This window comes from Brachybacterium horti (assembly GCF_054777615.1).
Genome location: NZ_BAAHAM010000003.1, coordinates 511,662 through 525,864, shown reverse-complemented (window position 1 = coordinate 525,864; position 14,203 = coordinate 511,662). Strand labels below are relative to the sequence as shown.

Below are 14,203 nucleotides of genomic sequence, written 5' to 3'. Positions count from 1 at the left end.
GGCATGTCCTTCCTGATCTCCCTGTTCGTCGTCCTGCACATGATCTGCTGGGCCATGGCCCTCGGCACCTGGGTCGCGGCCGCCCGCACCAAGGAGCCGAACCCCGGCATGGCGCACGCCGCCGCGGGTGCCCTCGTGTTCGGCCTCGTGCTGATGATCCTGGTGTCCGTCGGCGGTGACTCGAACCAGGCCAAGCTCGGCGTGAAGTTCCTGCTCGCGCTCGTCGCGACCGCCTTCGCCTTCGTCGCGAAGAACCGTCGTGCCGAGACGCCCGGCGTCGTCTGGTTCGGCATCCCCGTCGCGATCATCGCGAACATCGTCATCGCCGTCTTCGTCTGAGCCGCGGAGACCTCGTCCACACCGGGCCCCGTCGGCGCTGCGCCGTCGGGGCCCGCGCCTATCCTGGGTGGGCCATGAGCTCACTCTTCGACGACCTCTCCCTCCCCGACTCCTTCCGCACCCTCGAAGGGGTGCGTGCGGATCCGGCCGCCCCCGCGCGCCGGGACGATTCCGAGGCGGACGTCCCGCCGGAGGAGGCGCCCGTCGAGGACGCCCCGCCGGAGGAGGACGGCCCCGAGGAGGAGGATCCCTTCGCGGGGGACGCCCCGTGGACCCCGGCCCCGCCCGCGCCGCAGCAGGCAGTCGCCCGCGTGCCCGCGCCGCGCCGCCAGGTCGACCCCGCCGCCCTCGCCGTGCTCGTCGAGGACCTCAACGGGCCCCAGCGCGAGGCCGTCGAGCACCGCGGCGGGCCGCTGCTGATCGTCGCCGGCGCCGGCTCCGGCAAGACCCGGGTCCTCACCCGGCGCATCGCCCACCTGCTCCGCTCCGGCGAGGCGCTGCCCGGCGAGATCCTGGCGATCACCTTCACGAACAAGGCCGCCGCGGAGATGCGCGAGCGCGTCGCGGAGCTCGTGGGCCCCGCGTCGGCCGGTATGTGGGTCTCCACCTTCCACAGCGCCTGCGTGCGGATCCTGCGCCGCGACGCGCAGGCGGCGGGCCTGAAGAGCTCCTTCACGATCTACGACAGCGCGGACTCCCTGCGGCTGATCACCACGATCTCCAAGGACCTCGAGCTGGACACGAAGAAGAACGCGCCGCGCGCGATCGCGGCGCGGATCTCCGCGCTCAAGAACGAGCTCGTGGACCCGATCGACTTCGCGGACCAGGCGGAGACCGCGAAGAACCCCTTCGAGAAGACCCTCGCGCGCATCTACACGAACTACACCGAGCGCCTCCGCCAGGCGAACGCGGTGGACTTCGACGACCTGATCGGCCTCACGGTGCAGATGCTGCGGGAGAACCCGGCGATCCGCGAGGGCTACCGGCGCCGCTTCCGCCACCTCATGGTGGACGAGTACCAGGACACGAACCCCGCCCAGTACGCGCTCGTCCAGGAGCTCGTGGGGGAGGACCCGCGGGCGGACCTCACCGTCGTCGGCGACTCCGACCAGTCCATCTACGCGTTCCGCGGTGCGACGATCCGCAACATCGTCGAGTTCGAGCAGGACTTCCCCTCCGCGCGCACGATCGTGCTGGAGCAGAACTACCGCTCGACGCAGAACATCCTCTCCGCGGCGAACACGCTCATCGCGGGCAACGAGGGGCGGCGCCGCAAGAACCTGTGGACCGACCACGGCTCCGGGGAGAAGATCACCCTCTACGTCGCTGACGACGAGGCCTCCGAGGCGCGCTACATCGGCCGGCAGATCGACGCCCTCGTCGACGCCGGGCGCCGCGCGGGCGACGTCGCGATCTTCTACCGCGCCAACGCCCAGTCGCGCGCGCTCGAGGACCAGCTGATCCGCGTGGGCCTGCCGTACAAGGTCGTGGGCGGGACGCGCTTCTACGAGCGCCGCGAGATCAAGGACGCCCTCGCCTACCTGCAGGTCCTCGCGAACCCCGAGGACGAGGTCAACCTGCGCCGCATCCTCAACGTGCCCAAGCGCGGCATCGGTGACCGGGCGGAGGCCGCGGTCGCGATGCTCGCCGAGCGGGAGCGGATCGGGTTCGGCGAGGCGCTGCGCCGCGCCGAGGAGGCGCCGGGCATCGCCACGCGCTCCCTGAACGCCGTGCGTCTGTTCGTCGTCATGCTCGACGAGCTGCGGGAGCTGAGCGAGCAGGGCGTGACGCCCGCGGAGCTGCTCGAGGCGATCCTCACGAAGTCCGGGTACTACGCGGAGCTGCAGGGCAGCGACGACCCGCAGGACGAGTCGCGCCTCGAGAACCTCGCGGAGCTCATCAGCGTCGCCGCCGAGTTCGAGGCGCAGCAGGAGGCCATGGCCGCCGCCGCGAGCGAGGCGGAGGACGAGGAGCTCGACGGAGCCGTCGGCACCGTCACGGCTGACGGCGCCGACGGGGCCGGGGCCGCCACGGCCGGCGGGGCTGCTGCCGCGGGGGCCGACGCGGCGTCGGCCGCCGAGGGGGCGGGGGACGGCGCGGCGGGCACGCGCCTGCCGAGCGTCGAGGACCCCGACGCGACGCTGCTGGACGCCTTCCTCGAGAAGGTCGCCCTCGTGGCGGACGCCGACCAGGTCCCCGGCGGAGAGGACCAGTTCGTCACCCTCATGACCCTCCACACCGCGAAGGGTCTCGAGTTCCCGGTCGTGTTCCTCACCGGCATGGAGGACGGCACCTTCCCGCACCAGCGCACCCTCTCGGACCCCACGGAGCTCGAGGAGGAGCGGAGACTCGCGTACGTGGGCATCACCCGTGCCCGCGAGAAGCTCTACCTCACGCGGGCCCAGATGCGGGCGACCTGGGGCGCCCCGCAGTTCATGCCCGCCAGCCGCTTCCTGGACGAGGTCCCCGACGAGGTGCTCGACGTCGCGCGCGCCGGCTCCTCGCTGAGCGGCGTCGGCTACGGCGGCGGCTACGGGGGCCGGGGCGGCTCCGGCGGCTACGGGGGCTCGGGCGGATCCGGTGGTCGCGGGCCCTCCTTCTCCGGCGGGATCGGCGGCGGCCGCAGCGACGTCAGGCGCGCGAGCAGCTTCGGCTCGGGCCGCACGCCCACCCCGACCGCCTCGCTGCCGCAGCTCGCGGTGGGGGACCGGGTCACCCATGACTCCTTCGGCATGGGCACGGTCTCCGAGGTCGCCGGCCAGGGGGAGAAGACCCAGGTCGAGGTGCAGTTCAAGGCGCCGCACGGCACCAAGCGGCTGCTGCTGCGCTACGCCCCGCTCACGAAGCTCTGAGCCCCGGTGAGGCGGCGGCGAGGTCGCCGGTCCACAGCTCGAGGTGGTGCAGCGCGCCGCCGGTGCCGGGGGAGGAGGACGTCACCGGTCGCGGGGATCCGCGGCGCGCTCCCGCTGCCGGCGGACGTTCGCGTAGAGGCTGCTCGCGAAGGCGATGAGCACGATGATCAGCACCGCGACGATCACGGCCGTGAACGGGATGGGCAGCCCGGCGGCGTAGAGCACGCCCCAGATCGCGAGCAGCGAGCCGCCGATCAGCAGCGCGTCGCGGAAGGCGCGGGCGATCTTCCCGCCCAGGCCCTCCGCCTTCGCCCGGTCCCCCGCGCGCTGCGCGGTGCGGCCGGCGACGGTGGCATACGCGTTCGCGCTGCGCCGAGCACGGTCCGCGGAGTCCTGCACGGCGCGCTTCGCCCCGGGCGCCTGCTTCTTGGCCGTGTTCTGCGCGGCCTTCACATAGGTCTTCCAGTCGGCCATCGCGTCTCCTCGTGCTCCGTCCTCGCCGCGGCTCAGCGGCGGTCGTCCTCGCGCCAGCGGATGTCCCCGCCGCCCTGCGCCGGCGGGTTCCGCCGCGCGGTGCGGGCGCGGTGCTCCGACCAGTAGGACAGGCCGACGTTCAGCGCGAGGGTGATGAGTACGCTGAAGAAGAAGCCGGAGACCGTGGAGCGGACCCCGAGCAGGCGCAGCAGGACGAACAGCACGAGGATCGCGACCACGCTGAAACCGAGGTGCTCGCGGATGCGCTGGGAGAGGCTGCGGGAGGAGCGGCTCATCACGCCATCGTAGTCGTGGACCCTGGGACCTGCGTCACGGGAGCCGCGGCCGCTGTGACGGCGGGCACGCTGCCGCGGAGGCGTCCGGGAACCCCTGGTGGAGCGGCTACGCTGGCACCGATCACAGGGGCGGCCCCGAGGCCGAAGGCGGCCGGTCGCCCGCTGCCGACTGGGAAGGAAACTCACCCCGTGGACCTGTTCGAATACCAGGCCCGCGACATCTTCGAGAAGCACGGGGTTCCCGTGCTCGGAGGAGTCGTCGCGGAAGATCCCGCCGCCGCCCGAGCAGCCGCAGAGCAGCTCGGCACCCCCGTCGTCGTCGTCAAGGCCCAGGTCAAGACCGGCGGTCGTGGCAAGGCAGGCGGCGTGAAGGTCGCGAAGTCCCCCGAGGAGGCGGAGCAGAAGGCCTCCGAGATCCTCGGCATGGACATCAAGGGCCACACCGTGCACCGCGTCATGGTCGCCGCCGGTGCCGACATCGCCGAGGAGTACTACTTCTCGCTGCTGCTGGACCGCGCGAACCGCAACTACCTCGCCATGTGCTCCGTCGAGGGCGGCATGGAGATCGAGCAGCTCGCCGTCGAGCGGCCCGAGGCCCTGGCGCGCGTCGCCGTGGACCCGAACGTGGGCATCGACGAGGCCAAGGCGAAGGAGATCGTCGAGGCCGCGCGGTTCGACGCCGAGACCGGCGCGAAGGTCGCCCCCGTGCTGCAGAAGCTCTGGGACGTCTACCGCGAGGAGGACGCGACCCTCGTCGAGGTGAACCCGCTCGTGAAGACCGGCGCCGGCGACATCGTCGCGCTCGACGGCAAGGTCACCCTCGACGAGAACGCCGGGTTCCGCCACGAGGACCACGCCGCCCTCGTGGACACCAAGTCCGAGGACCCGCTCGAGGCGAAGGCCAAGGCCCTCGACCTCAACTACGTGAAGCTCGACGGCGAGGTCGGCATCATCGGCAACGGCGCCGGCCTGGTCATGTCGACCCTCGACGTGGTCGCCTACGCCGGTGAGGCGCACGGTGTGAAGCCTGCGAACTTCCTCGACATCGGCGGCGGCGCCTCCGCGGAGGTCATGGCCAACGGCCTCGACGTCATCCTCGGCGACGAGCAGGTCTCCGCGGTGTTCGTCAACGTCTTCGGCGGCATCACCGCCTGCGACGCGGTCGCCAACGGCATCGTCGGCGCGCTGCAGAAGCTCGGCGACGCCGCCACCAAGCCGCTCGTGGTGCGCCTCGACGGCAACAACGTGGAGGAGGGGCGGAAGATCCTCGCGGACTTCGCCCACCCCCTCGTCACCCAGGCCGACACCATGGACGGCGGCGCGGCCAAGGTCGCCGAGCTCGCCGCCGGAAAGTGAGGGACCGCCATGTCGATCTTCCTCGATGAGAACAGCAAGGTCATCGTCCAGGGCATGACGGGCTCGGAGGGCATGAAGCACTCCCAGCGCATGCTCGACTCGGGCACGCAGATCGTGGGCGGCGTGAACCCCCGCAAGGCCGGCCAGTCCGTCGCCTTCGACGGCGGCCACGAGGTGCCGGTCTTCGGCTCCGTGGCCGAGGCCATGGAGGCCACCGGCGCGAACGTCTCGGTCGTCTTCGTGCCGCCGAAGTTCGCCAAGGACGCGGCGCTCGAGGCCATCGATGCGGCGATCCCGCTGCTCGTGGTCATCACCGAGGGCATCCCGGTGAAGGACTCGGCGGAGTTCTTCAACTACGCGCAGGGCAAGGGCACCACCCGCATCATCGGCCCGAACTGCCCGGGCCTCATCAGCCCCGGGAAGTCCAACGCCGGCATCACCCCGGCGAACATCACGGGCGCCGGCAAGCTGGGCCTGGTCTCCAAGTCCGGCACGCTGACCTACCAGATGATGTACGAGCTCGCGGACATCGGCTTCACGACCGCGATCGGCATCGGCGGGGACCCGGTCATCGGGACCACGCACATCGACGCGCTCGAGGCCTTCGAGAACGATCCCGACACCGTGGGCGTCGTGATGATCGGCGAGATCGGCGGCGACGCCGAGGAGCGCGCGGCCGCGTACATCAAGGACAACATGTCCAAGCCGGTGGTCGGCTACGTCGCGGGCTTCACCGCCCCCGAGGGCAAGACCATGGGCCACGCCGGCGCGATCGTCTCCGGCTCCGCCGGCACCGCGCAGGCGAAGAAGGAGGCCCTCGAGGCCGCCGGCGTGAAGGTGGGCAAGACCCCCACCGAGACCGCCGATCTCATGCGGGAGATCGTCAAGGGCCTCGCCTGAGCGAGCCCGCACCGCACCGGCGCCGCCGGTGGGCGCGCCCCGGAGCCGAACGGCTCCGGGGCGCGCCCGCGTCGGGGCGGGGCGTCCGCCCGGACGACTAGGCTGGGGTGATCTGCCGGACGACCAAGGAGGGGACCGAGTGAGCGGCGATCTCATCGACACCACCGAGATGTACCTGAAGACGGTGTTCGAGCTCCACGAGACGGGCACCGCGCCGATGCGCGCCCGCATCGCCGAGCGGCTGGGCCATTCGGGGCCCACCGTCTCGCAGACGGTCGCGCGCATGGAGCGGGACGGCCTGCTGCACCTCGACGAGAACCGCCGGATCCAGCTGACGGACGCGGGCCGGGAGCTCGCGACGGACGTCATGCGACGCCACCGGCTCGCCGAGCGGCACCTGCTGGACGTGATCGGGCTCGACTACGCGCTCGTCCACGAGGAGGCGTGCCGGTGGGAGCACGTCATGAGCCGTGAGGTGGAGCGTCGCATCGCCGAGCGCATCACCCCGCCCTTCGTGGACCCCTACGGCAACCCGATCCCGGGGCTGCGCGAGCTCGGCGTCACCCTCGCGGGCGGCGAGGAGCAGGTCACCCCGGAGGGTCAAGAGCGCGCCAAGGCGATCGCGGACCTCGCGAGCGTCGTCGCCGACGGCGCCCGCGCGGAGGTGCGCATCGAGCGGATCGGCGAGGTCCTGCAGTCCGATCCTGGCCAGCTCGGCGAACTCGCAGACCACGGCATCGTCCCCGGCGCGGTCGTGGACGTCGACCGGGTCGCCGACAGCTTCGTGCTGCGCGGGCCGGCCGGGGGCGAGATCGGGGTCCCGCTCGTCGTCGCAGGTCAGCTCCGTGTGACCGTGATCACCCGCGGGTAAAGGGTTCTCCAAGCTCTTCCCCAGAAGCGCCCAGCGGGCGCGCAGGGGCGGAGGGGTCCCCCTAGGGTCGAACGCGTGCCGCGGCGAGGATCGCCCGGCTCGTCCCCCGGGTCCCCCACTGCGCACCGGGCAGGACAGCGAGGAGATCCGTGCGCAGGGCGAGAGCCCCGGGGGTCGGGAGCTCACGTGTCGAAGACTGCGAACAACACCCACCGTCGCGCCATGCGCACGGTGACCCCTGCCGTCCGCGCCGGACGCGCCGCCGCCGGTGCCGCCGTGACCGCGGGCCTCATGCTCGGCGGGGCCTCCGCCGCCCTCGCTGATCCGCAGTCCGACTCCGCTCCCCAGGCCGACGCCGCCGCCGCGGTCGTCCTCGCCCCGGTGACGGCCCCCGCCGTCGGCATCCCCGCCGTGCAGGCCGCCGCGGACGACGAGGCCGAGGTCGCCCCGGCGCTCGCCCCCGCCGCCGGCACGATCTCGATCGAGCTGCCGCCCGAGCCCGAGCCCGTCGTCGAGGAGACCACGACCGAGGACGACACCACCTCGGACGAGGCCACCGACGAGGAGGCCACCACGGAGGACACCTCCTCCGAGGCCGCCGACGACTCCTCGGAGGGCACCTCCTCCTCGCAGGAGACCCGCTCGGAGAGCTCCTCCTCGCGCAGCACCGAGCGCACCTCGACCGATGACGACGATGACGAGGACTCCTCGAGCTCCTCCTCCTCGAACGCGGAGAAGTCCTCCTCGAAGAAGTCTTCCACGAAGAAGAAGTCGACCTCCTCCTCGTCCTCCTCGGACAGCGACTCCTCGGACGACTCCTCCTCCTCGAAGGAGTCGGAGAGCTCCACCCCGGCGCCGTCCGCCGGCAAGGGCTCCTCGATCCTCGCGACCGCTCGCAACGGCATCGGCGTCCCGTACGTGTACGGCGGTTCGACGACCTCCGGCTGGGACTGCTCGGGCTTCACCGCCTGGGTCTACGCCCAGCACGGCGTCAAGCTGCCCCACAGCGCCGGCGCGCAGGCCGCCATGGGCACGAAGGTCTCCGCCTCCGAGGCCCGTCCCGGCGACCTCGTCTACAAGCCCGGCCACATCGGCATCTACGCCGGCAACGGCAAGTTCGTGGACGCCGGCAACAAGCGCGTGGACACCTCCGAGCGCAACATCTACTCCGGCAGCTGGACCTACATCCGCATCGGCTGATCCTCGGCCCGCCTGCCGCGGCCCCGCATCCCTCCTCGGGTGCGGGGCCGCGGTGCGTCCGGCGACCCTCAGGCGTCGCCGGTACCGTGGGGCCCGTGACCGCCCTCCGCGACCTGCTCTCCGTCCTGCTGCTCCTCGGTGCCCTCGTGCTCGGGGCGGCCTGGCTGCCCGCCGTGTGGTTCGAGCAGAACGTCGTCGACCAGGAGGGCTTCCTCGCGGTGACGCAGCCGCTCGCGGACGATCCCGCCTTCCGCACCACGCTCACGGACAGCGCCGTCGAGCAGCTCCTCGCCGATGACGCCGTGCCCTCCTGGATCCAGGAGTCGCTGACCCCGCTCGCCCAGGACCAGGCCTCGCGGCTCGCCGGGACCGACGCCTACGCCGGCATGTGGGACGAGACGATGCTCCAGCTGCACGGCGCGCTGTTCACCCCCGGCGGCGCCCCGGTCGACGTCGACCTCGCCCCCGGGATCGATGCGATCCTCGACGGGGTGGAGACGCACCTGCCGATCACCCTGCCGCGCCCGGACAGCGCCTCCGTCACGCTCTTCACGGTGCCGGACGTCCCGTTCCTCCACCATGCGACGGTGCTGGACCCGTGGGCGCAGCGTCTGGGGCCGATCGCCCTGGGCATGGCGCTGCTCGCCCTGCTGATCGGCGGCCACCGCCGAGGGCTGCTGCTGCTCGCCGGGATCGCCGCGGCGGCCGCGGGGGCGCTCGACTGCCTGCTCGCCTCGAGGATCGAGCAGGTGGTGCCCGATGCCGTGGACCAGGCCGCGTTCCTGGGCCCGCTCGTGCAGGTCTTCGAGGGCCGCTTCGCCGATCAGCTGCCGGCGCAGGCGGTCGTGCTCATGGGGGCCGGGGCGCTCGTCGCCGTCGCGGGCCTCGTGCTCCTGGGCCTGCGCCGGCGTCCGGTGCGCTGAGGCCGCCGGGCGCCGGGCGCTCGTTCGCGGCTCCGTCGCGGGGAGGGCCTCAGAGCAGGCCGAGGCGCTCGAAGGCCAGGGCGAGGCCTGCCTCCTCCGGGCCGGGGACCACAAGATCCGCCGCCTCGAGCACCGACGCCGGGGCGCCCTCGATCGCGATCGAGGTGCCCGTGGCCCGCAGCATGCCGAGATCGTTCAGCCCGTCGCCGGCGCCGACCGTGGCGTCCATGCCGAGCCCGAGGTGCTCCGCCGCCAGCTGCACGCCGCCTGCCTTGTCGAGGTGGCGCAGGAAGAGCTCCCCGGCGCTGCCGTCCACCCGGCTCATCGAGCTGGGCAGCGCGGCGATCTCCTCACCGATCTCCGCAGCGAGCTGCTCGACGGTCACGGGGGAGCGCCACAGCGAGATCTTCGCGAAGGAGCAGCTCGTCAGATCCTCGGGGAGCCGCACGGCGCGCGCCAGGTCGAGGGTGCCGCCGCCCACGGTGCCGGCTGCGGCGGGCGGGAGCGCCTCGGCGCGGTCGCGGATCCAGTCGGCCATCGCCGGGGTGCAGAACAGGGCGTCGGGGGCCTCGAGCACGAAGGGGACCTCGTGCGCGGTGAGGACCTCGACGGCTCGCCGGCCCAGGTCCTCCGGGTAGCGCTCGTCCCGCAGCAGGGCGTCTCCCACCCTCACGTGGGCGCCCGCGGAGCAGACGGCGCCGTCGAGCAGGTCGAGCACCTCGGGGGCGACGATCGAGGCGCAGCGGCCGGTGCTGAGCAGCACCGCGTGGCCGTTCTCGCGCACCGCGCGCACGGCCTCGACATGGGCGGCGGGCACGACGCCCTGCTCCGCGAGGGTCCCGTCGTAGTCGAGGAAGACGGCGCGGCGGTGGGACGGGGCGGGAGTGGTGGGCACGACGCTCCTGGTGCGGTCGGGACGGATGCTCCCAGCCTATGTCGTGGGCACGGTCGGGGGAGCGACCTCGCCCGCCTGGGCGGCGCCGGTCGGGCCCCGGGATGGCATCCTGGCCCCGATGCCCCATTCCAAAGTGCCCGCGGCCGATGCCACCCTGCGCATCCTCACGCATCTCGCGACCCAGCAGGGCCCGGTCGCCGCGGCGCGGATCGCGCAGGACCTCGATCTCCCGCGATCGCGGACCTACGACCTGCTCGCCGCCCTCACCGAGCACGGGTACGTCGTGCACCTGGGGGAGGAGCGCCTGTACGGGCTCGGGCCGGCGGCGCACGAGCTGGCCGGCGGCCACCTGCGCCAGGTGCCGCTCGCGAGGATCGGCCGGCGGGTCGTGGAGACGATGGTCGACGAGGTGGGGGAGTCCGGGCACCTCGCCGTCCTGCGCGGGGCCGACGTCCTCTACGTCGTCGAGGAGCGCGCGCCGCGGCGCCCGAGCCTCGTCACCGACATCGACGTGAGGCTCGCCGCGCACCTCACGGCGAGCGGTCGCGCGATCCTCGCGCTGCTCCCCGCCGCGCAGCTGCGCGCCCTCTACGGCCGCGAGGCGGACTTCTCCGCCCGCACCGACGCCCCCGGGCCCACCTCCCCGCGGGAGCTGCGGGAGCTGCTCGCCCGGGTGCGCGCCGAGGGCGTCGCCCACGAGCACGGGGAGGTGACGGCGGAGCTCGCCTCCGTCGCGGCGGTGGTCCGTGACCACGCCGGGTATCCCGCGGCCTCCGTCGCCCTCACCTATCCCGCCCCGCAGGAGGGCGGCGACCTCGCGGCGCGCTGCGAGGCGGCCGTGCGCGGCGCCGCGGCGGAGATCACCCGGCGGCTGCGGGGCGTCGCGGGCTGAGCCGCACGCCGCCTATCCTGCGCCCATGGACCCGACCGACAGCTCCCGCCCCCGGGCCCGCTCCGAGCGCCCTCCGGTGGGGGAGCTGCGGTCGTGGCTGCTCGGCCTGTTCTCCGCGCCCCGCGTGAACATGCGCGAGGACTACGCGAAGGTGCGCCGCCTGCAGCGCGCGCTCGCCGGGCTCCCCTCACTGCGGTACCAGCCGATCGACGTCACCGCCCGCTACGGCGAGGGCACCCATCCCGTGCCGATCCGGATGTTCCTTCCGCGCGAGCGGAGCCGCGAGGAGGTGGTCCTCTTCCTCCACGGCGGGGGCTGGGTCACGGGCGACGTCGAGAGCTACACACCCGCCTGCGCCGTGATCGCGGACGCGCTGGGATGCCCCGTGGCCTCCGTCGACTACCGGCTCGCGCCCGAGCACCCGTTCCCGGCCGGCCTCGAGGACTGCTACCGGGTCGCGCGGATGTTCCTCGCGGAGCCCTGGCGGGTGGGCCTCGAGGACGCCCGTTCGCTCGTGCTCATGGGCGACTCGGCCGGCGGGAACCTCGCCGCCGTCGTCTCCCAGCGGCTCGCCCGCGAGGGCCATGCGGTGCCGCGGCGGCAGATCCTGCTCTACCCGGTCACGCAGGAGGACCACGACCCGGCGACGAGCGCCTTCGAGTCCGTGCGTCGCTACGGGGAAGGGCTGCGGCTGACCTCCGCCGAGGTGCGCGACTACCTGGAGCTCTACGTCCCCGATCCCGAGCGCAGGCGCGACCCGGAGGTGGCGCCGCTGCACGGCGCCGATCTCACGGGGCAGCCGGACACGCTCGTGATCACCGCGCAGCTCGACCTGCTCGCGGACGAGGGCGCCGCCTACGCCGCCGCGCTCGAGGCGGCCGGGAACCGGGTGCTCCTGCACGAGGTCGCGGGCGCCCTGCACGGCTTCATCACGCTGCCCCGCCGGGCGCGAGCTCCCCGTGAGGCGCTCGGCGTCATGACGGCCTTCCTCGACGACGGGCCGCCCGGGTGAGCACCCGCGCCTGGGCACGGCTGGACAACGCCTCGAACATCTTCCTCGCGGCGCGCAGCGCCCGCGATCCCAAGGTGTTCCGTCTCGGTGCGGAGCTCGACCACGAGGTGGATCCGGTGCTGCTCCAGCGGGCGCTCGAGCTCACCGTGGACCGCTACCCGCTGTTCCGGGCGGTGCTGCGGCGCGGGCTGTTCTGGTACTACCTGCAGGGCAGCGACAAGCATCCGCAGGTCGTGGCCGACGTCCTGCCGCCCTGCGCCCCGCTCTACGAGCCGGGCCACCCCGGCCTGCTGTTCCGCGTGGTCCACCACGGGGATCGGGTGGGCCTCGAGGTCTTCCACGCGCTCGTCGACGGCACCGGAGCGCTGTGGTTCCTCGGCGACCTGCTGGCCGCCTACCTGCGGCTGCGGGGCGAGGGACCGGGCACGGACGCCGAGCGGGAGAGCGGGGAGGGGACCGAGGCGGAGTCCTCCGAGCACCGGGGCATCACGGGCGACGCCTTCCGCCACCACTTCCGGCGCCGCCGGATCCGCGGCCGGGCGCCCGATCCCGCCCGCTTCGCCCGCGACGCCGCCCCCGCGGCCCTGCGCTCCGCCGAGGAGCTCGCCTCCCTCGTCTCCACCGGGGCGACCCGTCGGGGCGGTCGCGCCGGTCGCGACGCCGGGGGCGGCGGCGGCCACCACCGCCCGCGCGTGCACCGCGTGCACGGGGAGCTCACCCCGGACCTCCGCCCCCGCACCGTCGAGCTGTCGATGCCCGCGGACCAGGTGCTCGTCCTGTCCCGCGCGGCGGGGGTGTCCCTCTCCTCGTACCTCACGGCGCTGCTGCTCGAGGGGGTGCGCCGCTCCTCCGGCGGCCTCGGCACGGGCCGCACGCTCGCGGTCTCCGTGCCCGTGAACCTGCGGCAGTTCTTCCCCTCGCGCTCCCCGCGCAACTTCTTCGCGACCGTGCGCCTCGAGCACACCTATGCGCCCCACGAGGCGGATCCCGAGGTCGAGGTGGACCTCGACGAGCTCGCCCGCTCCCTCGAGGAGGGGTTCCGCCCGCAGGTGAGCGCGGAGGCGCTCGCGGCGCGGCTGCGCCGGCTGATCGGCCTCGAGCAGATGCTCGTGCCGCGACTGGTGCCCCGCCCGCTCAAGGACCTGCTGCTGCGCATCGTCAACGCGCGCGTGAACCGCAGCCTCACGCTCGCCGTCTCGAACCTGGGCCGGGCGCAGCTGCCGGAGCCGGCGGAGGCCCACGTGCGGCGGATGATGTTCGAGGTCTCCGCGGTGCGCCCGCAGTTCTGTGCGATCTCCCACGCGGGGGTCCTCACCGTGAGCTTCACCGCGCCGTTCGTGCGCACGGACCACGTGCGGGAGGTGGTGCGGCTGCTCGTCGCGCGCGGCGTCGAGGTCTCCGTCGCAGCGACGCGCGTGACCGAGCACGAGCTCGCCGAGGCGGGCGCGTGAGCCGCTGCCGCGGGTGCGAGGCCCGGGTCGAGGGGAGCTGGGCTCGCTGCCCGCTGTGCGGCACGGAGCTCGAGCCGCTCACGGACGGGACCGGCCCCGGCTCGCCCCGTCCCGCGGAGCCGTTCCCCGTCGTCGCGCTGCGCTACTCGGGACGGCGCGTGCTGCGGGTGCTGCTGCTGGTCTCGTTGGTGATGGTGATCGCCTCCTTCGCGCTGCAGCTGCTGCTGCCGCACACCGAGTCCGGCTGGGGCTGGCTGCGCGCCTCCTGGCTGGGGCTCGCGACGACCTGGCTGCTCGTCCTCATCGCGCTGCGGGAGCGGCGCAACCTCGCCCGGGCGACGGCCTATCTCGTGGTGCTCGTGGGGCTCGTGAGCGCGTACTGGGACTACCTCACCGGCTGGCACGCCTGGTCGGTGACCTACACCGTGCCGATCGTCTGCGGCAGCTCGATCATCGCGGTGCTCGTGCTGGTCCGGGTGCTGCGCCTGGAGCCGGGTGACCACGTCCTGTACGCGGCGCTCACGATCGCGCTGGGCCTGGTCCCGCTGGTCTTCCTGGTCCTGGGGTGGGTGACGACGCCGCTTCCCTCGCTGCTGTGCGCCGCGCTCGCGCTCGCGCAGATCACCGTCTCGCGGGGCCGGGAGGTCCTCCGCGAGCTCTCCAGGAGGCTCCATCTGTGACAGGCGTGTGAACTGTCCGGTATCCCGGACAGCGACTGCTCGGGGGCCCTCGACGGCCGGGG

General features: G+C 73.4%; 14 protein-coding genes. 11 read left to right on the top strand and 3 right to left on the bottom strand.

From position 1 onward, the window contains the following. Positions 1 to 3 precede the first annotated feature (3 nt). Entirely contained in the window at positions 4 to 339 is a 336-nt protein-coding gene (locus ACYVAP_RS11815; protein ID WP_498860770.1) for a hypothetical protein, read from the top strand. 74 nt (positions 340 to 413) lie between these two features. Continuing rightward, positions 414 to 3,191, top strand: a complete 2,778-nt coding sequence (locus ACYVAP_RS11810) for an ATP-dependent DNA helicase (protein WP_498860769.1) — start codon at positions 414 to 416, stop codon at positions 3,189 to 3,191. A gap of 81 nt (positions 3,192 to 3,272) precedes the next feature. Here ACYVAP_RS11810 and ACYVAP_RS11805 read toward each other — a convergent pair whose 3' ends face one another. Together ACYVAP_RS11805 and ACYVAP_RS11800 are read right to left on the bottom strand one after the other, a co-directional pair. Next, positions 3,273 to 3,665, bottom strand: a complete 393-nt coding sequence (locus tag ACYVAP_RS11805) for a hypothetical protein (protein ID WP_259360541.1) — start codon at positions 3,663 to 3,665, stop codon at positions 3,273 to 3,275. A 32-nt stretch (positions 3,666 to 3,697) separates the two neighbouring features. Beyond that, complete coding sequence (locus ACYVAP_RS11800; protein WP_498860768.1) at positions 3,698 to 3,961, bottom strand: hypothetical protein; 264 nt, start codon at positions 3,959 to 3,961, stop codon at positions 3,698 to 3,700. A 189-nt stretch (positions 3,962 to 4,150) separates the two neighbouring features. Between ACYVAP_RS11800 and sucC the strand changes: the two genes are divergently transcribed. From sucC to ACYVAP_RS11775, 5 genes are all read left to right on the top strand, one after another. Next, the gene (gene sucC / locus ACYVAP_RS11795; RefSeq protein ID WP_264450875.1) at positions 4,151 to 5,317 is read left to right on the top strand and encodes an ADP-forming succinate--CoA ligase subunit beta; all 1,167 of its coding nucleotides are present in this window, start codon (positions 4,151 to 4,153) and stop codon (positions 5,315 to 5,317) included. Positions 5,318 to 5,326: 9 nt separating this feature from the next. After that, positions 5,327 to 6,217, top strand: coding sequence for a succinate--CoA ligase subunit alpha (gene sucD, locus ACYVAP_RS11790; protein ID WP_264450876.1), 891 nt, complete (start codon positions 5,327 to 5,329; stop codon positions 6,215 to 6,217). A gap of 139 nt (positions 6,218 to 6,356) precedes the next feature. Then, on the top strand, positions 6,357 to 7,088 hold the full coding sequence (locus ACYVAP_RS11785; RefSeq protein ID WP_498860767.1) for an iron dependent repressor, metal binding and dimerization domain protein: 732 nt from the start codon (positions 6,357 to 6,359) through the stop codon (positions 7,086 to 7,088). Positions 7,089 to 7,274: 186 nt separating this feature from the next. Further along, positions 7,275 to 8,288, top strand: coding sequence for a C40 family peptidase (locus ACYVAP_RS11780; protein ID WP_498860766.1), 1,014 nt, complete (start codon positions 7,275 to 7,277; stop codon positions 8,286 to 8,288). A 95-nt stretch (positions 8,289 to 8,383) separates the two neighbouring features. Continuing rightward, complete coding sequence (locus tag ACYVAP_RS11775) at positions 8,384 to 9,211, top strand: hypothetical protein (RefSeq protein WP_498860765.1); 828 nt, start codon at positions 8,384 to 8,386, stop codon at positions 9,209 to 9,211. A 49-nt stretch (positions 9,212 to 9,260) separates the two neighbouring features. On the opposite strand, the gene ACYVAP_RS11770 is transcribed toward ACYVAP_RS11775, so the two are convergent. Then, positions 9,261 to 10,106: an HAD family hydrolase gene (locus ACYVAP_RS11770; protein ID WP_498860764.1), complete on the bottom strand. Its 846-nt coding sequence runs from the start codon at positions 10,104 to 10,106 to the stop codon at positions 9,261 to 9,263. A 118-nt stretch (positions 10,107 to 10,224) separates the two neighbouring features. On the opposite strand from ACYVAP_RS11770, the gene ACYVAP_RS11765 reads away from it, so the two are divergent. From ACYVAP_RS11765 to ACYVAP_RS11750, 4 genes are read left to right on the top strand one after another with little or no spacing between them, the layout of a single operon-like run. After that, on the top strand, positions 10,225 to 10,998 hold the full coding sequence (locus ACYVAP_RS11765) for an IclR family transcriptional regulator (RefSeq protein WP_498860763.1): 774 nt from the start codon (positions 10,225 to 10,227) through the stop codon (positions 10,996 to 10,998). A gap of 25 nt (positions 10,999 to 11,023) precedes the next feature. Beyond that, positions 11,024 to 12,010: an alpha/beta hydrolase gene (locus tag ACYVAP_RS11760; RefSeq protein ID WP_498860762.1), complete on the top strand. Its 987-nt coding sequence runs from the start codon at positions 11,024 to 11,026 to the stop codon at positions 12,008 to 12,010. Continuing rightward, positions 12,007 to 13,461 carry a condensation domain-containing protein gene (locus ACYVAP_RS11755; RefSeq protein WP_498860761.1) on the top strand — a complete coding sequence of 485 codons (1,455 nt, stop codon included), beginning with the start codon at positions 12,007 to 12,009 and terminating at the stop codon, positions 13,459 to 13,461. The genes ACYVAP_RS11760 and ACYVAP_RS11755 overlap by 4 nt, the downstream gene beginning before the upstream one ends. Continuing rightward, complete coding sequence (locus ACYVAP_RS11750; protein WP_498860760.1) at positions 13,458 to 14,141, top strand: DUF6320 domain-containing protein; 684 nt, start codon at positions 13,458 to 13,460, stop codon at positions 14,139 to 14,141. Before ACYVAP_RS11755 ends, ACYVAP_RS11750 begins: the two co-directional genes overlap by 4 nt. The last annotated feature ends 62 nt before the right edge of the window (positions 14,142 to 14,203 follow it).